Consider the following 23133-nt stretch of genomic DNA (forward strand, 5'->3'; position numbering starts at 1 on the left):
CGCCATTCAGCGCGCAATCGTCACGCGCCAGCCTCCCATCAGATCGAACGGTGCCCAGAAAAACGGATGCGAGAAACGCGGGTTTTTGAGTACGGTCAATTGCGCGGTTCGCATCGCGTCGATGGCCTCACGCCCTTCGGTCAGTTGTGCGTAGAAAGTGCGCATGGTCAGCGCGCTCGATTCGTCCGCGACCGGCCACATCGACACGATCAGGCTGGTGGCGCCCGCATAGAAGAACGCGCGCGTGAAGCCGAGTATTTCGTCGCCGCGCGCGATCCGGCCAAGCCCGGTTTCACACGCGGACAAGGTCACGAGCGCGACGTCCTTGAGCTCAAGGTTGTAGATGTCCCGCGCGAGCAGCACGTCGGGGCCGTCGGCGGGCTGTCCAGGAGGTGCCAGCAAGATACTCGAATGCAATGGATCGAGCGTGTCCGCCTGGGCGTGTGTCGCGACGTGCAGTACTCGGCCAGCGGGCGCGTTGTCGCGAAAGCTCACGCGTGTCGCCGCGCTATGCAGGAACACCTCGTTGCGCGCGAAGAGCGGCGCGACGCCCTTCACTTCCGCTTCGGCGCCGGGCAATGCGAACGCGGGCGTGATGGTCGGATTGCCGAACGCGACCAGGTTGCTCGCGATCCTCTGCTGTCGTTGCTCGAGTTGCACCGCGATACTCGCCGACGGTTCGAGCGCAATGGCATGACGTTCTATCAGAAAGCCGCTGGCGTCGTGAAACGCCTGAAACGGCAAATAGTGAAGCGCGTCGTGCGGCACGATGATGAGTCGCTCGTTCGGGCGCAGGCCGAGCGGTCCGATCAGCAATGCGTTGAACTTGTCGCCATAGGTCAGCGCGGCCGTACTTCGGCGCACGATGGCATTGCGCAGGTCGGTGACGGCGGCGCTCAGCTCCGCGCGCGAGATCGGCAGCGTGTGTCCGGTCAGGCCGTCGCGACGCACGACCCAGACAACCAGCGATTTTTCGAGGCTATGAAATTCGACAATCGCCTCGTCCGGCTTCAGCGCGCTGCGCGTCGCGGCGAGACTCGGCACCTGACCGTTCAATTGCAGGTTGTCCACACCGGCATCGACGCGGTTGCGCACCACGTCGAGCAACGCGCGCGCGCGGCTGCGTTCGGACAGATTCCAGGCGCTCTCGTAATCGCCGGTTTCGAGCGTCAACGCGATCGCCTGTTCGAACACCGTCTGCGTGTCGCCGAAAAGGCCGGTCTTGAATTCATCGCTGTGAAAGCGCGCGCGGATCTTCTCCGCTTCCCCGACCGCCGTGAGGTATGCCTCGCGGGCCGCGGGTCGATTGCCGAGCGCGAGGTTCGCGCGGCCGATTCCTTCATAGGCCCATAACGCGTCGTAGCCGGCGTCGCTCGATGCGCCGCTTTGCTTTAGCAGCGCTTCAAAGGCGCGTTTCGCGTCATCGGGCTTGCCTTCGGCGAGCAGAAGGTTGCCCTCGATTCGCTGATAGGCCGGCGCGAACTCCGCGGTTGCGGGCGGCCCAGCGGCGTCGAACGTCGTGCGCGCGGTGCTCGTGTCGCCCGCTGCGATCCGGGCGTTGGTCATCGACAGCAGAACCAGTGGCTTATAGCGCGGCGACGCGGTGGCGAGCGCGTCGTTGTATGCGGCGAGCGCCTCCTGCGGATTGCCACGGCGCAACGCGACGTCGCCGAGCACCTTGTTGGCCGGCGCATAGACCTGCTCGGGCGCCTTGGGCGTGGAGGCGAGCGCGTCGCGTGCATAGCGCACTGCGTTGTCGAGGTCGCCCGCGTAGCTGTAGGCGATCGCCAGATCGCGCTTGGAGAGCGCCGCGAGGTCGGCGTTATTGGTCTGGCCTGCGATTACCAGCGCGCGCGCCGCGGCGTTGACGCTGTCGCGGAAGTCACCGCGCTCCGCAGCCGCGACCGACATGCTGCAATAGTCGTAGGCAGGCAATTTGACGCGATCGCGCGACAACAGAAGCCGCCCTTCCGCGGTCAGCGTATTGAGCGTTTCGGCGTCGCGTTCGCGTTCGAGGGCCTGGCGAAAAGCGGGAGATTCGGGCGCGAGCCCAGTGTTGCTGGAACGTTCTGCTACGGGAACGGACACGTCAGCCGCGAGCGCGCCGCCTGCTGCAAGCAGCACGGCCGAACCGAAGGCGAGCGACGCGGCTAGCAGCGTCGCGTCGCAACGCAGGCTCAACGCCGCACGGCGGCACAGCGTCCTGAGGGCAATGCGCACCATCCCGCTCGGCAGACCTTCGCGCGCGTTCACGTCTAACATCCTGCAAGACGGTAAAAGGAAACGGCTGGCGGACGGAATGCGCACACGGCCTGCGGCTGCATGCGAAGTTCGACTACATGGTTGTAAACGATTTGGCCCCACGGATTTTGAAATCCCGGCGTGCGCGCTGAACGAATGGATTCGCCTGCTTGCGCGCCGTTTTTCAAAAATCGTCGCGCTGATCGTCTTAAAGATGCACGCGTCTCACGCGTGGCGGTGACGCTTGCGTGCGCGGTGCTTCGTCATGGAATACTCCAGGGAGCCAAAGCCGATGAGCAGCCCCGACGACAAAACGGTGATCGTGCAGCGGCAGCCCGCGCCAGATGCTCAGCAAGGCGGCGCGGATGCAGCGGATCCGGACCGCACCGTCGTCACCCGGCCACCCACGCCCGCTGGCAATGCACAACACGCACTGCCCGCCGGCACGCGGCTCGGCGAGTTCGAGATCGTGAGCGTGATCGGCGAAGGCGGTTTCGGCATCGTGTACCTCGCCCACGATACGCAGCTCGGGCGAAACGTCGCAATCAAGGAATACATTCCGGCCGCGCTCGCCTCGCGCGTCGGCACAGCCGAAGTGTCGGTCAGGTCGCAGCGTCATGAAGACACCTTCCGCGCGGGACTCAAGAGCTTCATCAATGAGGCGCGACTGCTCGCGCGCTTCGATCACCATTCCCTCGTCAAGGTGTACCGGTTCTGGGAAGCGAACGGCACGGCATACATGGTCATGCCGTACTACGAGGGCATGACGCTGCGCGACGGTTTGCGCCTCATGCCCAAGCCTCCAGACGAAGCATGGCTGTTCGGCCTGCTCACTCCGTTGATAGACGCGCTCGCGGTGCTGCATGCGGCACAGTGCTATCACCGTGACATAGCGCCGGACAACATCATGTTGTTGAAAGGCGGCGGGCGCCCGCTTCTGCTCGACTTCGGCGCGGCGCGGCGCGTGATTGGCGACATGACGCAGGCGCTGACGGTCATTCTGAAGCCAGGCTATGCGCCGATCGAGCAATACGCCGAAGTAGCCGCGCTTAAGCAGGGGCCATGGACCGACGTCTACGCGCTCGCCGCAGTGGTGTATTTTGCGATTCTTGGTAAAACGCCACCGCCTTCGGTCGGCCGCATGATGAGCGACACTTATGTGCCGCTCGCCGATGCGGCGGCGGGCCGGTATTCGGAGCGTTTCCTGCGTGCGATCGACCACGCGCTCGCCGTGCGTCCGGAAAGCCGCCCACAGAGCGTGCATGTGCTCGCGAGAGAGCTGGGTATTTCGATGCCGGATCCCGCCGACATTGCGAGCGGCAGCGATGCATCTGGAGTGGGCGAGGTGCGCGGCTCATCGTCGAGCGCGACGTTGCGCAATCCCTCGAGCGCCGGCGGCGAATCCATGGGCGAACGTAACAGCACACAGCGCCGCCCACAACCGCCGGCAGCCGCCGTGCCGGACGCGAAGAATCGCAACAGAACCGGGTTGATCGCCGGCGCCGCCGTTTGTGTCGTTGCGCTTGCGGCCGTCGGTGCCTGGATGGCAACGCGTTCGTCGGCACCGGTCGCGACGGCACCCCGCTCTGCACCTCCATCTTCACTTACCAGTGCCGAGCCGTCGTCACACTCGGCCCGGATGGCTGCGGTCGCGCCATCCGTGAGCCCATCGCCGCCACCGGTGTCTCAGGCGGCACCAACGCCGCCTCCGGACACACTTGCGGCCTTCACACCCGGCAGCGAATTCGAGCGGATCGCGACGCTGGCTGATCCCGCTATTCATGTCACCGGAACACTGCGCAGCACGACGGCCCGCATCGGCAAGGATCATCTGCAATTCAAGGTGAGCAGCAACCGCGCCGGCTACGTGTATGTGTTCATGGTTGACCCGTCCAATCAGTACTTGATGCTGTTTCCGAACGGACTGGACCGCAACAACTCGATCACGGCCGGGCAGACACTCTCGCTGCCGCGTGCGAGTTGGCCGATGCTGGCGGGCGAGCCGCCAGGCCCCAACCGGTTTCTGGTGCTGGTGTCGCCAGAGCCGCGCGATTTCTCTGTGGCCGGCCTGAAACCCGGAGCCGTGTTCGCCGCCTTTCCGGAGGACGCCCAACGCGAGGCCGCGACGCGGCGCACATCCCAGTACTCGCCGTTTGCGGGCAAGCCGCTCTGTGCAGCGGGCGCGTCAGACTGCCCCAATGAATTCGGCGTGACCAGCTTCACCATCGACGCCGTCAAACCGGCGGGATAAACGCACGCGCAATGTTCGGCGGGACCATATGTTCTGCTCGCGTTGTCTGCTCGCGTTGTCTGCTTGCCTTGCCAGCCTTGTTGGCGGGGAGCGCGAACAACCCGTCCAGGAAACGTCTGTGAAAACGCGCCCGGTATGGGGCCGTCGGCATCAGATGCCGATTGCCTGGTCAGCGATCCGGTGCTTTGCGTGGACGACGCCCCATGACCTTTGTCTCCTAACCGTGGCCCGCCGCCGTGCCGGTTCCGCTAGTGATGAATCGTCAAAGGACGCCAACTGGTTTTGTCTGGCGGCGGTGTCCAGTTCGCATCGGCGATATCGGCGATCGGCTGGTAGTTGCCATTGGCTGTCGGCTCGAGGAAGCGGCACCAGTTTTCGGGGACATCCTCCCAGTCTATGTGCAGGCACAAGCGACCTTCCTCGGTGACGTTCCAGCGGCCGCTCGCGCTGTGCGCGCCGTTGCGGAAGCCCCCGCCGCCCCAGTAGACGGTGAGCGTACCGTCGGGCTTATTGACCCACTGCCTGAGAGCGCCTGCCGTATTGGTTCGTAGCATCGTCGAGCCCGGCAACAACGCCAGCAATTGGTCGCGAGTAAGTCGCGCAGGACGCCCCGCACCTGCCCCGTGCTGATCGTCGGGACCGGCAGAACCCGCCTGCGCTCGCGGACTTGTATTGGCTTGCGTCTGCTGCGGCTCTGATGCCGGCTGCGGTGTGTGCGCTGGTTGCGGCAACGCCGTTGCCGGCCTGGTTGCAGTCGGCTCGATTGCAGTTGGCTGGGACGCAGGTGGTGCGCCCGGGAGAGCCGCCGCGGAGACCGTCGACGCTGCCGTGGGCGCACTGGCCGCTTGCTGTGACCGGCTTGCTGCAGGAACCGCCGTTTCCGAAGCAGCCTTCGGGTGGAGCTTTGCCTTCGCCGCGGCGGCGCGTTGCTCCGCTTTGCGTTTTTTCTCCGACTCTTCAGCGCGCGGCTGGGACGCCTGATCGAGAACAAAATCTACGCGCTGGATGCGGGAGCCGGACTCCCGCATCAAAAGTTGGGCGGACCTCGATGCCGGCAAAACGGCGCCAGGCCGCGTAAATTGAGTTTCCTGCGCCCGCGCGGTATCGAGACAAAGCAGCGCAAGCGCCGCGGGGAAAACCATTGTCCCAATCGGGTGGCACAACGTGGTACCAGTCCACATCGTCGGTCTCAGCTTAGAAGAGACAAAATGTCCGGCTCAAGCTTCCAACAAAATAGTCTATCGGCGCAGCTCTTAGCAATCGGAAGTTTGCCCGACGGACGCCTTCCAGAAGTCCCGCAGTTGATGTGTAGGGCGAGTGATCTGGAAAGGTGAAATCCAGTAGGCACAGGCGCATGCATCCCCCCGAAGCGCGCCCTACAAATGAACTTTGTCATGGTGCGGCGGCGTTGACATAGACAAGCAGCGCCTGACTCACGTTCTACTCCTTTTTGTAGGACGGTTCGATGCCCCGCGCAGATTTCAAAACCACGCGTGCGAATTCGTCTACAGCGACAAGAGGGTCGGAGCTCGTCTTATCAGGACCCCGCCCGTCGTCCAAAGAGCTAGCGGCAAATTGCAAAAGATCCGCCTGAAACGAATTAGCAATCGGGTATGCAAAGGACGGAAAATGCATCTATTTTCACGGCTGTTTCGCAACGATCCGCGGCTTCAGGCGTGCCTCACGTCCGATCCGGCACACATCACGCCCGGTTGCGTCGGGGATTCGGTCGGCAAGATCCAGACGGCGCTTGCCTGTCTGGACGGCGCGCAGATCGTCGCGCTCGAGTTAGAGGCAAAGCGATACGGACCGTCTACCGCCGCGGCCGTGCTTGCTTATAAACAAAAACGCAACATCATCAACCGCGCCTATCAGACCAGAGCCGATAACATCGTCGGCAAGATGACTATCGCCGCCCTGGATAAGGAAATTGCACAGCGCGAGAGAAAGACGCGAATCATGATAGAAAGCGTCTGTTGTCGCTTCGATCAAAAGACCGGCGCGCCGGTCTGAAACTGGAAGGAGAGTCGCGTGGGTACCGCGTGGGACGATCCGGTCAAGAGCAAAAAGCAGTTGACTGTCTTCGCGGGCAGCAGCATAACAGGCGGCAAATGGTCCGGTGTGTTTTCCAACGCGATCAAGGAATTCAACCGACTCTCTACCGCTCACTCGCTCGGAGTCGTGCTGACTCAAACGACTCAGGCACCCGATTCAAACGGCCCGGGCGGGGCGGATGTACAGTTCGAAGCCGGCGCCGGCAGCGTGAATTTCACCGCATTCGGACAGGCATTTTCGGTATCTGTGGACGGTAAAGCTCTCGCAGGGCACACATCGCAGGTCAAGCTTTCCTTCAACGGCGTCGCGCGCATTGCGAAGGCCTTTATCGTAGTGCCGGCCACTCCTGAAATCGGTGATTTGGGCCGACGCGCAGCCGGCGATGGAGTAAAGCTGCTGATTGCGGTCCACGAATTGTTCCATGCCTGCGGGTTATCCTCCAACGATCATAACCCCGACGATCTTTTCAACGGCTTCCCCCAGGCTATCAAAGGAGGGACACCGGCGGAAGACAAAATCGAGGTCAACCATCACAAGCGACTCCCGCCGCTGTTTCTCAGTTCCATAACCATTGGTGCCGTTCAGGCGCTCTGGAAATGAGCGTCGTTTTCCAGGGCATTCTGAGTGCGCGTTCGTTTCGACTAAATATACGGGATACCTAACTATCTGTCTGTGGTCACTCACGGCACGACCGCGCACCGATCCATCAAGCTGCAACTCTCCAATGAAGGTGTCAATGTTGTCCGGTACTTCCCTACTCCATCGCTTGCAGCGGTGACGCGGCCGCCATGCATATCAACCGCGTTCTGGACGACAGACAGCTCGATGCCGAGACCCGATCGCCACCGGCCATTCGGGGATGGCTAGCTGAACGTACGCCTCAAACATACGGCCAAGTTGCGATACCGGGATGCCGATGCTTTTGTCGCTCACGACGATTTGCACCCGCATATCGCGAACTGTTGCGTTGATCGTTGTCTCGGTACTCGTTGTCCGAGCATTTGATTGGATTGTCTAGCCGATTGAAAACTTCCTGGGTCAGCCTTGTTTGTCACCAACTACCAGGACAGGTGCGCCGGGTACGCCGATGACATTCTGATGTCTTCGGAGGTAGGGGATTCCCCTACAGAAGTAGTATGCCAAATATTGCTTACACGACGTTAGAATGATTCCACTTATTGGGAAATGCATCCGCTCAGTCAGGTACAGCCTTGCGGCGCCGGTGATCCGGTGGCGTGCCGGGCCTTTCTCTGCCTGACGGCCATGACGATAATTAAGGAGAGCATGAATGAGCCTTTTCGAACCCGATCAATTCATCGCATCGCAGACCGACAACGCTGTCACCCTCTTCGCCTTGACGAATACGACATTCGAGAGCTTCCAGCGACTGACAGAACTGAATCTGCAAACTATTCATTCGGCACTTGCGACGAGCAAAGCTTACTGGCATGAAGCGCTGTCGGTTAAGACGCCCGAGGAATACCTCACGTGGCAAGCAGGTCTGATGCAGCCCGCAGCCGAACAGGCTCTTTCATACAGCCGCCAGCTATACGACATCGCGTCGAACACCAATGCGGAATTGACGAAGGTTGCCGAGGCTCATTACGAGCATGCGAATCACACTGCACCAACACATGCAGACAACCTTGTGAAGGACGCACCTGCAGGGACAGAAGCCGCGACCACCGTATTGAAATCGCCCTTCCCGACATCCCAAGATGCGAGAGAAACCGTCCGCAAAGCGGCCAAGCAGGCCATCGAAACTGCCAAGGGATCCGGCACGTCGATCAAATAGGTCAATGCAAAGATGTCCAGCCAGTAATCGCGACGCCGGACATCGGTTTCAGCACTCACCCGTCAGTTCGAAGACATACCGCTTCGTGAGGAGGCACGCATGTTGAGTCCGCATGAATTCACCACCTTGATGCTGGTGAACGCTGCACCCGATCAGATCAGACCCGACCGAGAGGAAATTCACACACTGCTGGCACGTCAACTCGTGAACATTGAACTACTGACGACCGGACAGCGGCAACTAAGCATCACCCCACAAGGCCATGCCGTCCTGAAAGCCGTCGGGCGGATGTGTTGAGCAACGTCCGTCGACTTGCGGCCTGTCGTTCGAACGAAGGTTCGAACGAAGGTTCAAACGAAGGTTCAAACGAACGTTCAACGCAAGGATAGAAGAAACGCCTGTAGTGCACCGTCAGCCGGTCCGTAATCGCAGACTGGACGTAACGAAGGAGACTGCAATGGGTGAATCCTGGCTTGGGGTTGTGATCGGTATGTTCGTACTGGTGATTGCGGCAACCGGCGTAATCGCTCACTACCGTCGTGAATATCGCCGTGCAGAGTTACTCAGGAACCTGGATCACCACGACTGGTGCCCCTGGTCTCGTCCCGGCGGTGACGGTCTCCTATGCGACAGCGCGATAAGTCGCGCGCAAAACGGTACGAACCTCACGACCTTCGAACACTGACGAACAATAAATCAGCGAAACATCAAGCGCTTATGTCAACGCAAACGCACGCGGAAAAAGACTTGACTCATATCCAGACGATGATCTCTGAATTGGAGTATCTGGATTGTGGCCACAATACCGCAAAGGCAAATGTCGTAATGCAACCAGACTACTGGCGAACGCGCATTCGCGCGGTGCTTGCACTACCCAACATATCTATCCACATCCAGAAGCAGGGTTCGGAACTTCTGGTGAGACTGGATCGGCTCCACGTAGGCTCGCGGGCTAATGCCAGACGCGCCCGGCAGCAAGCGTAACCGAAACAGCATCCGCCCTGCGATCAACCGCGATGAAATTCGTTCACCGGACGAGTGTGTCGTTTATGTCCCGTTGTCCGGCGCTGAACCCATTCAGCTTTGAGCCATTGCCCAGCATGCGCGAGCGGCCTGTAGAACGATCTTAGCCTTGGTCAGGCTGCGGGGCGCTGAAAAGATCTAAGCGGCGGCTCGATCAACGACATCCAATAGAACGGTCATGCCATGCCGTCGGGTCATGCGCACGATCGCGGGACGGCCAGTCCGCTAGTACCGAGGCCGAACACTACGACCCGATTAGGGGCTCCGAAAGCGACGTATCGCCGTCGCGAGCGGATTCTATGTTTGAATGACGCACAATACATTCGTAAGTCGTCCAGCCGGTTTCGGCGCGGACCGGCCGTGGAATGACAGCTTCCGTGTGCGAGTAACTGACCGTTTCTGAACCCAAAGCGGACAGGCTGGCGAGACCTGCTAAAAACTTTCCTGGAAGATTGTCGATTTTCGATCATCAGCTTCGTCGTCAGGGTATCCCCACCCAAAGGATCTCCCATGAAATACCTCGGCTTGGCCTACTTCACACCCGAAAAATTCGCCGCGATGGCGCCAGGCGACGTCAAGGCATTGGTAAGCCAATGCCCCGCATTGGACGAAAAGATGCGGGCTACCGGCAAGGTTCTGATTTCCGCGTCGCTTGGCGATCTGGACAAATGGACGACGCTCCGCCCGCGCGGTGGCAAGACGCACATCACCGATGGGCCCTACACCGAGTCGAAGGAAGTCGTGGGCGGCCTGTTCGTCATCGAGGCGGATACCCGTGACGAGGCGTTGCGCATCGCCTCCATGCACCCCGCGGCCACGCTGGGCGAAGAAGGCGGATGGGCCGTCGAGCTTATCCCCCTGGATTTCTACCTGGCCCGATGAGGGCTGGGACGCGTGCCTCAAGAATGCGTTGGCGCCGCGCACTCTACCCGCTCGGCACGGAGTGAGCGGCGCGCAAGGCCTCGTCTGCGACAGCCAGACGGGACGCCATGACCTTGACGACATAGCGATGAATTTGCTGCACGGTCACAGGGTCGTCGCGCTCGAGCGCATGCAACGACTCGAGCGTCAAACGCAGCACGCGTGCGGGACCCTCCGCGAGCACGTCCGCACTGCGCGCCTGCTGCGTATACACCGCCATTTCGCCGACGATCGTACCCGGCCCGAACGAGCGCAACCTGAGGTTGCGCCCGTCGGCAAGCGGCAGTGAGACAGTGACACGGCCGCTCTCGACAAAGTACATGGCGTCCCCCGGCTCGCCGCGACGGAACACCGGCTGCCCCGCCCTAAGCTCGCGCACTTCCAGAAGGGCCAGCAGCCTTGTGAGCGCGCATGGCGTGAAATACTGCGCGAGCATCGTGTGGAAATCTTCTTCGGCGCGGGGCAACGCGCGTGAATCCGAGGCGAGAAGCGTATCTTCGATCCATTCCAATCCCGCATCGAGCGTAGAGAACTCGTGGATCCGAAGATTCAGCGTGCCGGTCTTCATGAGTAGATCACGCGAGCGTATCGGCAACCCCGTCAGCACCAGGTCCGCATTAGCCGTTGCGCACATCTGCCAAAGCTTGACGAAGCTAACCGATACCGATGCGTCCATGCCGTTGGTCGACGCGAAATCGAGCACGACAAAGCGAACGGACAAGGGCCCGCGCGTGGCCAGCCGTTGGCGCACGCGCTGCAAGATCGAATTGGCCGTACCAAAGAAAAGAAACCCCTGCAGACATGTTCCGCACACTTGTGCACCGAGTTCGTGAAGGCGTTCGGTGGCCTCGATACTGCGTTCGACAGTCGATGTGCGCGTGCTGCCGTCGAACTCCATACGAACGCAGCTGACGCGGCCGTACAGCAACGCGAACATCACACATGCGGCAACCACTCCGGCCACCACCCCCGTGACGACGCCGTAAAACGCAATCGCTCCCAGAATAAGCGGTACAAGCAGGTACTCATGCCAGTTGAGCTTGCCAAAAGCACCCACCAGCCACTGGATCAACAGACGCACTCCCATGAAGAGCTGCAGCCCGACCAGCACCGGCACCGGGAATAGCGCCACCAGATCCGGTGAGACGGCCAGCACGAACAGGCAAGCAAGGGCGGCGAACACACCGGCCAGACGAGTTGTCGCGCCAGCGCGTGCATTGAGCATCGATCGGTTGAACGACTGGTAGCCGACCATTCCGCCTAACATTCCGCTTGCGATATTGGCGATGCCGGCCGCACGCATCTCGCGGTTCAGATCGATGTCTTCACCCGTGGCTGCGCCTATCGCAGTCGAGTTCATCAGGATCGAAATTGCCGAAATCGACGTAACGACGAGGGTCTCCGGCAAATGCGCACCGATTGCCGCCCAGTCGACCCCGCCGTGCATGAGCGATGCCGGCAAATGCAACTCGGGAATTCGTATGGCGTGCGGCGCCACGCGCGGAAGCAACAATCGCGTGTCGCGGGCGTCGTCGATCGACAGGCCGGCCGCAAAGAGGAGCACGTAAAACAGGGCGACGCCGAGTGCAAGCGTGATGGGCAGTGCTGCAGCGTGTTTCCAGGTGCGCGACAGAAGCGTGGCTGACGCGCACACGAGTAAAGCCGGTGTCCAGACCAGCCAGTTCAGGTGCATCACCAGCGCCAAGGTGTGCCAGTTCAAGGGCTCGCCGGTCACGACCCGAAACGCGCCGGCCAGCAGGAGGTAGCCAGTCCCGGCAAGGAAGCCGCCTACAACCGGGTAAGGCAGGAATTGCAGGGAACGGCCGCGCCTGGACGACCCGAGCGCATACAGAATGACGCCCGTCACCACCGAACACAACGCGATGGCGATCAGCACCGTCAGCAGGATTGTTTGCGGTGTTCCGCCGTCAGCCCGCACGCTGCTTGCGACGCCGGCCGCCACACCGGCAAGAAACGCCGTGGCGTTGCCGTCGGGTCCGGCGATGTTCACGCGCATCGAACTCATCAAGGCGATCACGAGCGCCGTCACTACGCAACTGATGAGAGCGGTGGGCACCCCAAGCCCGGCGTAACGGGCGAGATCCGCGCTAAAGATCATGGTACCGAGGCTCATTGCATAGCAGAGCATGACCAGCATCGACACCATGCCGGCCGTCAGATCTCCGGCCAGGCCCCGAATGCGTAGCCCGGAGCGGAGGCCGGATGAGGAACCTGACATGGCTGGCTTCACAGTATTTCCCCGTGAGAGCGGATGCAATCTTGCCTGGGCTGTGCGGTTCGCGCGGCGCGCCGCGGCTGTGGCGCGTTCGAACATCAACTATCGTTTCGGATGACGAACGACCGCAGATCACGCTCGCCTCTTCGCAGGACAACGTGCCTGGCCCGTCGTGCAGTATCCGTCGTGGCCGCAGCCAGTGTCAAACACACTGCGGCACTGCAGCATCGAGCACGGCGGCACCCGGCGGGCGGCATCTGCCCTCCCCGCGTCGCTCATGCACGGTATCCGTCTCCCTCGCGCTGGACGTACACTGTATTTTGATCGGCAATACCTTCAACGAGCGTATCTGACCATTGCGCCCGTCGCAGCGCGGCAACGGACGAGGCGTCGATTCGTCTGATCCGTGCGTCCAACACGGCCCGGTCCGGGCCAAGCGTTCGATGAACTGTGCGGCAATGAGCGGCGCGGAGTAGATTCGAGAGCATCGGATTGGTGGCGGCGATGGATATCGATCAGTGGCTGCATGCATTGGGACTTGGGCAATATGCACCCGCGTTTGCCGGGAACGACATCGATCTCACGATGCTTGAGCAGCTCGACGACGCGGACCTCAAAGAACTGGGCGTCCTCTCGCTCGGCCACCGCAAGCGCCTACTCGCGGCAATTGCCGATCAGCGCGTCGCCATGGGCGCAGCGCCGCCCGCCGTGGATGCGCCCGCGAGCGAGCGCCGGCAAGTCACCATTCTCTTCGCCGATCTGTGTGGCTTCACAGCGCTGTCGCAAACACTCGATCCTGAAGAGTTGCGCGAGTTGACCGGTCGTTACACCGCGCTTGTCGACGGGATCGTGCTCGGCTACGGCGGTACGATCGACAAGCACATCGGCGATGCCGTGATGGCCATTTTCGGCGCACCGCGCGCGCACGACACCGATCCGCTTCGCGCGGCGCGTGCCGCGCTGGAAATTCATGAGGCACTTAACGGACTAGCCGAGCAAGTGTCGCTTCCGCTGAGGGCGCATGTGGGCATTGCCAGCGGCGAGGTAGTCGCGGGTCCGTTCGAGCGCGCGGACGCACAGGACTACACCGTGCTTGGCGAGTCCGTGAACCTGGCGGCCCGGCTGGTTGCCGCCGCCGGCCCTGGAGAAACACTGCTCTCCGATGGCGCGCATCGCGCACTCGGTCAATGCGTGATAAGCGACGCCGGCGGCGCGATGCGCTTCAAGGGGATCGATTCGCCGGTGCACGTGTGGCGTCTGCGCTGTCTAGCCGGTGAAACAGTCACCGCAAGCCGAAGTGTTTTTGTCGGCCGCAAGGCTGAACTCGAGCAGTTCAAGGGCCTCGCCCGCGCGTGCCTCGAGCAGCGGGCCGGCCACGTCGTCTATGTCCGCGGCGAGGCGGGCATCGGCAAGACGCGGCTCGTCGACGAAATGCGCCGCTTCGTCGAAACGCTGGGCTTTGCCGGCCACCGCGGTCTCGTGCTTGATTTCGGCGTGGGCAAAGGCCAGGATCCCATCCGCGCCATTGTCGGCAGCATGGTGGGCCTCGCGCCGGCGGCCGGCGTCGATGAAAGGCGGGCTGCCGCCGCACGGGTTGCTGCCTCCGGGGCCGTCGGCCCCGAGCAGCTTATGTTTCTCCACGACATCCTCGACCTTACCCAAACCGGTGAAGGCCGCACGCTTTACGATGCGATGGACAGTGCTGCACGCGCGCGCGGCAAGCGCACGGTCGCGGCAGCGATCACGGAGGATGTCTGCCGGCATGGGCCAACCCTGATTGTCGTGGAAGACCTTCATTGGGCCGACCCGCAGGTGCTCGGTTACCTGGCAGCCTTCGCCGCGGCGATCGCGAACGGTCCGGGCCTGCTTGTCATGACTTCGCGCGTGGACGGCGATCCGCTCGACGCGGCATGGCGAGCCGGTTGCCGCGGCACGCCCTTTGCCACGATCGACCTTGGCCCGCTGCGCAGCGAGGAGGCGCTCAATCTTGCCGGCAGCTTTATCGATGCAACCGGGCGTGTCGCGCGTGCCTGCATCGAACGAGCCGGCGGCAATCCGCTGTTCCTCGAACAACTCCTGCGTAACGCCGAGGAAGGCAGCGAGGAAGCCGTCCCCGCAACCATCCAGAGCCTCGTGCTGGCGCGCATGGACCGGCTGACCACGCGCGACCGCGAGGCACTCCAGGCCGGCGCAGTCATCGGACAGCGCTTTGGCCTCGCCTTGCTGCGGCGGCTGATCGATACACCGGACTACGTCTGTCACGGGCTCGTCCGCAACGCGCTCGTCTTGCCGGAAGGCGAAGATTTCCTGTTTGCCCATGCGCTCATCCAGGAGAGCATCTACTCGACGCTGCTGCGGGCACGCCGGCGCGAGTTGCACCGCCTCGCGGCCGACTGGTTTGCAGCGACCGACCCGGTGCTGCGCGCCCAGCATCTCGATCGCGCCGAGGACGAGCGGGCGCCGCTGGCCTACCTCGACGCCGCGCTCACGCAACGCGCGGCCTACTTCACCGAGGCGGCATTCCGGCTAGTCGAGCGAGGTCTGCAAATTGCACAAAAAGATACGGATCGCTACGCGCTGACCTGCTTCAAGGGCGAACTTCAACGAGACCTCGGCGACATTCCAGGGTCGATCGCGACGTACCGTGCGGCCGTGGCCACCGCGCCGAATGAAGCGGATCTCTGTCAGTGCCAACTCGGGCTCGCCGAAGGTCTGCGGGTATGCGAAGGTCTCGCCGAAGCCCTGCCGCTGCTCGACGCCGCGCAGCAAGTGGCGGAGCGTCTGGGCAAGGTGCCCGAACTCGCACGCCTGCATCACTTGCGCGGCAACATCCTGTTTCCGCTTGGCAGGATCGAGGATTGCCGCACCGAGCACGAGCGCGGGCTTGCCTATGCACGGCAGCTCGGCATCCCCGAAGCGGAGGCGCGCGCACTCGGCGGCCTCGCGGATGCCGCCTACGCGCAAGGGCGCATGCGCACCGCCTTCGAACACTTCAGCCGGTGCGTTGCGTTGAGCCGCGAACACGGTTTCGGCCGCATCGAGGTCGCCAATCGTTCGATGGCCGGCTTCAGCAGGATCTTCCTCAACGAGGCATGCGCGGCGCGCGAGGACGTAAGCGCCGCCGCGTACGCTGCGGCGCTGGTCAGCCAGCCTCGTGCGCAGATGCTGTGCGAAACGTTGGGCGTGTTTGCCTGCTACGAAATGGGTGACATGCCGGCTACTCTCGCTCATCTCGAGCGCGAGATGCAGATCATCCGGCAACTGGGCGCTCGCCGCTTCGAAGCACAGAACATGGAAATGCGAGCGCGCGGACTGCTCGACAGCGGGCATCGGCGAGAGGCCGCCGAATTGCTGCGCCAAGCGCTGGCGATTTGCCGCGAGGTGGGAACGCAGTTCAGCGCCCCCAAGGCCGTGAGCGCACTAAGCCGCGCCGTCGAGGACGACGATGAGCGCACACGTCTGCTCGCCGAAGGTGCGGACATGTTGCGGCGCGGCGCGGTTGGGCACAATCACCTGTGGTTCTACCGCGATGCGATCGAAGCGATGTTGTCCGCCGGCGACGCAGCCGGCGCATTGCACTACGCCACTGCGCTCGAAGACTATACGCGCGTCGAGCCGCTGCCTTGGGCGGAACTGTTTGTGAGGCGCGGGCGCGCCCTCGCTCATGCGAAACACGACCATTCTGAAGGAACGCGGCGCGAACTCGAGCGCGTACGCGCGGACCTCGTGGAAGCGGGATACAGCAGCTATCTGCCTGCGATAGACGCTGCGCTCGCCTCGTAGCGCAGGCGTTGCCCGATGCATTCCATCGATTCGACAACGCGGGCGGCGCTCCTGTCGTTGCATCGTCCTCGCGACACAACAGTGCCATTCGCGCCCTGCCCTTAATTGAACATTTCTGGCCGCAAGTCGCTCACCTCGATGATCACATCGGCAGGCAGGTTCGCCCGGCGTGCCGCAGCGCGGATGGCTTCGGCGTTGGGCGCCTCGTACAGGCAATAAGTCTTCTTCTTGTCCGCACTGAGAAACGAAAAGAGCCACTCGACGCCCTCCTCGTCGTTGATCAGTTTCACGGCACTCGCACTTGCGCCGGTGACCTCCAACTGTTCCGCAAAATTTCGTTCAATCATAAAACGTGGCATCGGATCCTCCTTGATTAGCGGCTCTCACCGCTGCGCCTCGCAGCATGCAGCCGTGTACTAGTGTGTGAGCCCTGTGCTTGTCCCAGCGGCACGGATGCGCTCCACGAGGGCAAACATTTTCAGTTCGCTCGCCGCGGTGGCCGCCGCGGCGAGCAGGTCTCGCGCTCGTGCTCTATCTTCGATGCGATTGCGCGCTGCCAGCATGAGGGCGAATTCGTGCCGGCTATGCGCCAGCCAGGGCGGCGCTCGCAAGCGCTCGTCCATGCACAGCGCGTATTCGAAATGCTCTTCGGCGACGGACCAATCGCCAAGAGTGCCGGCGAGCATGCCGAGATGCCGTGCCGCCGATCCGCAGCACAGCGTAAAAACAGGAACGGTGACGACCTGGTCCCGGAACGGCAGGAGACGGGCATAAATCTGTTCGGCGTGGCCGACGTCGTGGAGCCGCGCAGCGACTTCCGCCAGATACGTCAACGTGACGAGCCGCTTGCTGTCTACAGGGATGCTGGATTCCGATTCCGCAAGCCGTTCGAGATTGTCGCGGGCCTGAGCGTCGAAGCCGAGATCGCTGCAGATCAACATGAGCCCGGGCCGCCACGCAGCATCTTCGGAATGCTCGTCGACGAACCGCTTGAAGAGCGGCGCGACCTCGGCGAGCCGGCCTTGTTCGCGGCGTATCGAAAACATCTGCATGCCGTAGACGCCCGTTGCCAGTTTCGCGTCGACGCTCTGCGCCATTTTCAACGACTCTCGCGCCTTGTGCTCCGCCACGGCGAAGTCCCCGACGAGTATGGCCCGCATCGCCTGCGCACCTGTCACACACCATTTGTCGACGAAATGCTGGCCACTGGTGGCAATCTGCCGATATCTTTCCAGGGCGCTCTCGAAGCGTTCCACCGCGCCGATCTCCAGGTAGCCGGCGAGACATCGAGCGCATGCGTGACCTATGGTGTGTGCATCACCGAGATCTTCTGCAATCTGGCTCAATTCCTGTAACACGTTTGCACGCTCCGGGAACTTGTCCGCAGGCAAAGGGCGAGCCCCGATATGCATCATGTCGCAAGCCAATGCGTCGAACAGGCTGGGCAGGTCGTTCAGGCGTCTGGCTAGAGCGACAGCCTCCAGAACCAGTTCGTCGGCTTGTTCACCTGCACCGGTCATGTGAACGGTGCGGACCAGCCGACTCAACAGGCGGCAGCGCTCGACGGACTCCTCGGTGCCGATCAAGCCGAGCGCCTCCTCCAGCAAGGAAAGCGATGCTTTGCCGGAGCCTTCGAGGAACGTCTCGGCGGTGTCGAACCCCAACGCCGCCTGCACAAGAAACGACGGCAAGTTCTGCTCGCGAGCAACTTGCGCGGCCTGCCGGAAGGTCGCTATCGCCTCGCGGCGGGCCAACCGGATCTCCGCTCCGCCTCTTGTCAGCAAGAGAGGCACCAGGTGGGCTGCCCGGTCCTGATTACTGTAGGAACATCGGCTTATCAATTCAAGCCCGCGCTGCGCGTGAGCGATAGCCTCGTCGTAGGCGGCGCCGGCAAGGGCCTGTTCCGCGGCACGCTGCCAGTAGCCGATTGCGCGATCCGGCAGGTCGGCCGCAGCGAAGTTCTGAGCGATCAATTCGGGCTGCCGGTTGACGACTTCCGGATAATGGTCCTCCAGAGCAGTGGCGATCAGCGCATGGTATTGGCGGCGGCGCGCAAGCAACAAAGATTGATAGGCGATCTCCTGGATCAACGCGTGCCGGAACAGATACACGTCTCCCTCCCCCGGTTTAACAGAAGCGGGGACGATGATTTCGGCTTCGATCAGGCGGTCTAGCGTTTCCTGCAGATCGTTCTCCGACCTGGACGCAATCAGGCCAAGCAGCTTCCTGCCGAATTCCCGCCCCACCGTGGCCGCGATCTGGGCGGTTTCCTTCACGGCTGGCTCGAGCCGGTCGAGCCGCGATAGTAGCGAGCCCTGTAGCGTGTCCGGGATCGCAATGGTCTGCGGCGTTCCTTTCAACTCATAGCTTGTTCCGGCATCCTGCAACAATTCGCCCTGGAGGACGGCCTTTGTCAGCTCCTCGACGAAGAGCGGCACGCCGTCCGTTTTGGCGACGATCTGATCGAGTACGACAGGCGGCAGCCGCTTTCCATTGGTGAGCCTTTCGATCATCGCGATGCAATCGCGGCGCGAGAGCCGATCGAGGTTCACCTGTACGAGATGAGGGTAGATCCATCCCGGTTCGAACTCGGGCCGCGCCGTGAGCAGTAGCAACAGCGGGGTCGCCACGAGCCGCTCGAGCACCAGCCGAACGAACTCGAGGGATGACGGATCGATCCAGTGCGCGTCCTCGACGATGACGAGCACCGGCTGAACTTGAGTCGACTTTTCGATGATGGCGACGAGCACGTCGAGCGTGCGGCGTTTGAAGGACGGGGATGAGGCATCGATTGCCGGATGGCGCCCGCCCGCCGGAATCCCGAGCAAGGACGTCAGCACGAGAAGCGTCTCGTCGGCATCCAGCCGGAGTCGTGCAATTGCCGCCTCCAGCCGTTCCAGATCCGACGAGTCGGGCGCGTCGGGGCCGAGGCCAAAGGCGCGCCGCAGCCAGCGTAATACCGGCCAGAAAGGGCTGTTGCAATAGTACGAGGAACAGTGGAGCGAAACGACCGCATGGTTGTCGCCACTGATGCCGTCGCCGAATGCCCGCAGCACGCGAGATTTTCCGATACCCGGCTCGCCGCTCAACACGACGCAGCGCATTTCGCCGTCGACGCTCTGCTTCCAGCGTTGCCGGATCATGTCGAGTTCCGCGGCTCGGCCGACGAGCGGCGTGATGCCGTAGACCGCCCTGACTTCGAAGCGGTCGATCGAATCAGTTTGCGCCAGCACGCGTTGGACTCGAACCGGACCAGTGATCCCTTTCAGTTCTTGCCAACCGAAGTCTTCGAGCAGGAACGATCCTTCGATCAGGCGCTGGGTGGCCGGGCCCACGACGATCGCGTCCGGCGGAGCGACCGACTGCAGCCTTGCGGCGATGATTGGCGCCTCTCCGACGATCGCCTGGTGGTCCCGCGTTGATCCGGCGCCAATCGCGCCGGCGACGACAAGTCCCGTCTCGATCCCGATACGCATCTGCAGGCGTACGCCGTGCTCGACTTCGATGCGATCGTTGGCCTCTCGAAGCGCCGAAACGACAGCGAGAGCGGAAAGTACCGCGCGCACGGCATCGTCTTCGTGCGCATTCGGGTAGCCGAAATAAACGAGCAGGCCGTCACCGATGTAAAGCGCGATGTGACCTTCATGAACTTCGATCACGCTTGCGCAGACTTGATGATAGATCCCTAGCAGGCGTCGCATGTCCTCGGGATCGAAGCGCTCCGCGAGAGCCGTGGAATCGATCAGGTCGACGAACATCACGGTGAGTTGCCGCCTCTCGGCCACAGCGGTTTCGGGCGCGGCCGGCGAAGGCAAGTCTGCTCGTTCCTTCGCGCGGTCGAGCGATCGCGGGTGGGATTCGCTCCGTGCCGCAAGCCCTTTTGCGAGCCGCTTGCGGTCGCCGAGCGTCAGGCCGAGTTCCTTTAAATCGCCCTCGGACAGGTCGCCGAGCACGTCCCAGTCGATCCCTTGCGATACGAACTTCGTGGCGTGCCCACCGAGGCCAATCTGCACCAGCCATGTCGTCAGATCGTCCGTCATCGTTAGAACTCTGCTGTGCCGTCGAGGACTATGATCGGCGTGCTAACGCGACTTGTCCATGCACGTTCTCGCCCATTCCGCACCGCTTAAGTAAGAGGAACGAACATTGCGGCGCCTGGCAATCCTGCGATTAGCGATGCCGGGCTCCTCACAGACCGGCGGGAGCCGACGTTCGAATGCCGTCCTAACGGCGCTTGCTCTATCGTATCGACGACGGGTGACATGCAAGCGCGGTCACCTCGATCGACATGTATGGAAATAGCGGTAAGCCAGAAAGAATCTCGTGCAGTTCGTCGTGCGAGTCGACGTCGAAGATACTGTAGTTCGCATACTGACCAACGACCCGGTGCAACTGCTGCCATTTCCCCTGTCGTTGTAGCTCTTGCGAATATGCCTTTTCACGGGCCTTGATTTCATCGGCTTGAGCAACCGGCATATCCTGCGGCAGGTGTACATCCATTCTTGCGAGATACAGCATTTCTGCTCCTTACGAGACGCTTCTTGAGTTGCTGGGTGATTGCGTCATTTCGACTGTCGAATGACCGGTTGTGCTCAGGCCTTTTTATCCCGGCGGTAGAAAGCGAGCTTCTCTTCATCGATATGGAGTCCGAGCCCTGGCCCTTCAGGAATGTGCAAGTCGAAATCGCGATAATGGGGGCGAGCCGTCACCACGTCATCTTTAAGCAGGAGTGGACCAAAAAGCTCAGTACCCCATGACAGTTGCGGAAGCGCGCCGAATCCATGCGCGGAAGCAATCGAGCCGATGCTGCCTTCGAGCATGGTGCCGCCGTACAGCGCCACGCCGGCGGCGTCCGCGATGGCCGCAGTCCGCATCATTCCGTAGATGCCACCTGACTTCGCAATCTTTAATGCGAAAACGTCAGCGCAGGAGCCACGTACGAGTTCGAGAGCGTCTTCGGGACCGGTTACCCCCTCGTCTGCCATTATTGGCACGATGAAACGAGCAGCTAGTCGGGCAAGTGCGCCGCGTTGTTCGCGAGGCGTGGGTTGTTCGATGAGGTCGATGCCGGCGGCTTCCATCGCGGCAATTCCCAGCGCGGCATCAACTTCATTCCATGCCTGATTCACGTCCACGGTGATTCTGGCGCGGTCGCCGAAGGCCGCCTTGATTTTTGACACGTGAGCTACGTCGTCGCGAACGCTACGCCGTCCAATCTTCAGCTTGAACGTATTGTGCCGACGTTCAGCGAGAAGCATTTCGGCTTCTTCTATGTCGTGATCGGTGTCGCCGCTCGCGAGCGTCCAGAGGACCGGAAGAGTCTTGCGAACGGCTCCGCCGAGCAGCGCCGACATCGGCACGCCAAGACGTTTGCCCTGCGCATCCAGCAGCGCCGTTTCGATACCCGACTTGGCGAACCGATTGCCACGGGCAACCTTGTTCAGCTTGAGCATCGCGTCGTTCACGTTCGTCGCATCCTGTCCGACCAACACCGGGGCCAGGTATGTGTCGATGGTCAGTTTGATGCCTTCGGGACTCTCTTCGCCGTAAGAGAGACCACCGATGGTCGTTGCTTCCCCAATGCCTTCGATGTCGTCGCTCGCGCGAAGGCGGATGATGACCATGGTTTGTTGCTGCATCGTCGCCATGGAAAGCTGATGCGCGCGAATGGTTGGAAGGTCAACTAGGATCGCTTCGACGGAGGTGATTTGCGGGTTCATACCTGAGGGACGAGGTTGGAGAGTTGCTGAAGTATTGCGCGCGCAATCTTCCCCTGTCCAAGACCATCGACGTCTAGTGTCATACCGCCAAGGTATAACCGGCTTACCGCCCCCCGTCTGTGCGGGCGACGGAAGCGACCTGCTCTTCTTCGTACAGTCGATAAATGAGATCGAGCATCTCGCTGATGTCGCGCGACTCGTCCATCGCACGCACACTCATGATGATCGGCGACACCAGAGTCGGGTCGTCCAGTTCCTTATAACTCACGTCGTCTCGCTTAAGGCCATAAACGCTGCTCGGGACGATGGAAATCCCCTCGCCGGCCGCGACTAGCCCCAACGCAATCTGAATTTCCCGGACTTCATAGATTTTTCGCGGCTTCAATCCTCGGTCGTGAAAGGCGGCGAGGACCTGGTCTGCGTAGCTCGGACGCGGCGTTTTCGGGTAGATGATCAGCGTTTCGTTGACAAGGTCTCGCAAGGCTGAAACAGGCTTGGAAATAGAGAGCGGGTGGCCGAGAGGAAACGCGACAATCATCTTCTCTTCTCGCAGAACCACTCGCCGAATGTTCGCATCCTCTAGCCGGATGCGGCCAAAACCGACATCGATCCGTCCGTCCTTGAGCGCCCTGATCTGGTCTGTGGTCGACATCTCGTGAAGGCTGAGCTCGACCGTCGGATTCTCGTCTCGAAAGCGGCGAATTATTTTTGGCAGCAACCCGTATAGGGTCGATGCGACAAAACCGACGGACATGCTGCGCTCGATGTTGCCCACTCGTCGTGTCATCGACTCGAGCTCCGCAGTCTGTGCGAGCAATTGCACTGCGTGGCCGTAAAAGAACTTGCCCGTCTCCGTCAGTTTCAGAGGGCGCGAGTTTCTTTCAAAGAGCTGCACGCCCAAGGTCTCTTCCAGTTGCTGTATCTGCCGACTGAGCGGTGGTTGCGCGATATGAAGGCGCTGCGCGGCCCGCGTGAAGTTCCGCTCTTCGGCAACCGCCACGAAGTACCGGAGGTGTCGCAGCTCCATTCAATACCTCTCAGATATAGCCCAATACTAAATCGGTGTTGGACCGGTCCATTTGCACTCAACTATCCTGCATTCATACCG

At 61.8% G+C, this 23133-nt stretch carries 16 protein-coding genes; 8 read left to right on the forward strand and 8 right to left on the reverse strand.

What is annotated here, in order from left to right:
• Positions 1-6: 6 nt before the first annotated feature.
• Positions 7-2253 carry a CHAT domain-containing protein gene (locus JMY24_RS06995; RefSeq protein WP_328809176.1) on the reverse strand — a complete coding sequence of 749 codons (2247 nt, stop codon included), beginning with the start codon at positions 2251-2253 and terminating at the stop codon, positions 7-9.
• Between the two features lie 280 nt (positions 2254-2533).
• Here JMY24_RS06995 and JMY24_RS07000 point away from each other — a divergent pair, with 280 nt between their 5' ends.
• Entirely contained in the window at positions 2534-4492 is a 1959-nt protein-coding gene (locus JMY24_RS07000) for a serine/threonine-protein kinase (RefSeq protein ID WP_128597926.1), read from the forward strand.
• Between the two features lie 248 nt (positions 4493-4740).
• On the opposite strand, the gene JMY24_RS07005 is transcribed toward JMY24_RS07000, so the two are convergent.
• Positions 4741-5046: a DUF995 domain-containing protein gene (locus tag JMY24_RS07005; RefSeq protein WP_201701666.1), complete on the reverse strand. Its 306-nt coding sequence runs from the start codon at positions 5044-5046 to the stop codon at positions 4741-4743.
• Between the two features lie 1021 nt (positions 5047-6067).
• Here JMY24_RS07005 and JMY24_RS07010 point away from each other — a divergent pair.
• From JMY24_RS07010 to JMY24_RS07035, 6 genes are all read left to right on the forward strand, one after another.
• Positions 6068-6505 (forward strand): peptidoglycan-binding domain-containing protein, encoded by a 438-nt coding sequence (locus tag JMY24_RS07010; protein WP_201701668.1) that lies wholly within the window; start codon positions 6068-6070, stop codon positions 6503-6505.
• Between the two features lie 18 nt (positions 6506-6523).
• Positions 6524-7147, forward strand: coding sequence for a hypothetical protein (locus tag JMY24_RS07015; RefSeq protein ID WP_128597924.1), 624 nt, complete (start codon positions 6524-6526; stop codon positions 7145-7147).
• Positions 7148-7835: 688 nt separating this feature from the next.
• Positions 7836-8342, forward strand: a complete 507-nt coding sequence (locus JMY24_RS07020; protein ID WP_128597923.1) for a phasin family protein — start codon at positions 7836-7838, stop codon at positions 8340-8342.
• Positions 8343-8441: 99 nt separating this feature from the next.
• Positions 8442-8639, forward strand: coding sequence for a hypothetical protein (locus JMY24_RS07025; protein WP_128597922.1), 198 nt, complete (start codon positions 8442-8444; stop codon positions 8637-8639).
• A 160-nt stretch (positions 8640-8799) separates the two neighbouring features.
• Complete coding sequence (locus tag JMY24_RS07030; RefSeq protein WP_128597921.1) at positions 8800-9027, forward strand: hypothetical protein; 228 nt, start codon at positions 8800-8802, stop codon at positions 9025-9027.
• Between the two features lie 848 nt (positions 9028-9875).
• Positions 9876-10247: a YciI family protein gene (locus JMY24_RS07035; protein ID WP_128584278.1), complete on the forward strand. Its 372-nt coding sequence runs from the start codon at positions 9876-9878 to the stop codon at positions 10245-10247.
• Positions 10248-10290: 43 nt separating this feature from the next.
• Here the strand turns inward: JMY24_RS07035 and JMY24_RS07040 are convergent, their stop codons facing one another.
• Positions 10291-12525, reverse strand: coding sequence for a SulP family inorganic anion transporter (locus tag JMY24_RS07040; protein WP_128597920.1), 2235 nt, complete (start codon positions 12523-12525; stop codon positions 10291-10293).
• Between the two features lie 501 nt (positions 12526-13026).
• Here JMY24_RS07040 and JMY24_RS07045 point away from each other — a divergent pair.
• On the forward strand, positions 13027-16305 hold the full coding sequence (locus tag JMY24_RS07045; protein WP_201701669.1) for an adenylate/guanylate cyclase domain-containing protein: 3279 nt from the start codon (positions 13027-13029) through the stop codon (positions 16303-16305).
• Positions 16306-16406: 101 nt separating this feature from the next.
• Here JMY24_RS07045 and JMY24_RS07050 read toward each other — a convergent pair whose 3' ends face one another.
• The 5 genes from JMY24_RS07050 to JMY24_RS07070 all read right to left on the reverse strand — a co-directional run bounded on the left by JMY24_RS07050 (position 16407) and on the right by JMY24_RS07070 (position 23052).
• A complete protein-coding gene (locus JMY24_RS07050; protein ID WP_027798033.1) occupies positions 16407-16664 on the reverse strand; it encodes a DUF4242 domain-containing protein in 258 nt (85 codons plus the stop codon).
• Positions 16665-16721: 57 nt separating this feature from the next.
• Positions 16722-20345: an AAA family ATPase gene (locus tag JMY24_RS07055; protein WP_128597722.1), complete on the reverse strand. Its 3624-nt coding sequence runs from the start codon at positions 20343-20345 to the stop codon at positions 16722-16724.
• 199 nt (positions 20346-20544) lie between these two features.
• Complete coding sequence (gene catC / locus JMY24_RS07060) at positions 20545-20823, reverse strand: muconolactone Delta-isomerase (protein WP_128597723.1); 279 nt, start codon at positions 20821-20823, stop codon at positions 20545-20547.
• A gap of 74 nt (positions 20824-20897) precedes the next feature.
• Positions 20898-22025: a muconate/chloromuconate family cycloisomerase gene (locus JMY24_RS07065; protein WP_128597724.1), complete on the reverse strand. Its 1128-nt coding sequence runs from the start codon at positions 22023-22025 to the stop codon at positions 20898-20900.
• 103 nt (positions 22026-22128) lie between these two features.
• A complete protein-coding gene (locus JMY24_RS07070) occupies positions 22129-23052 on the reverse strand; it encodes a LysR family transcriptional regulator (RefSeq protein WP_201701671.1) in 924 nt (307 codons plus the stop codon).
• Positions 23053-23133: the final 81 nt, after the last annotated feature.

This window comes from Paraburkholderia kirstenboschensis, from assembly GCF_904848585.1.
In the GTDB taxonomy this organism is placed as follows: Bacteria; Pseudomonadota; Gammaproteobacteria; order Burkholderiales; family Burkholderiaceae; genus Paraburkholderia; species Paraburkholderia kirstenboschensis.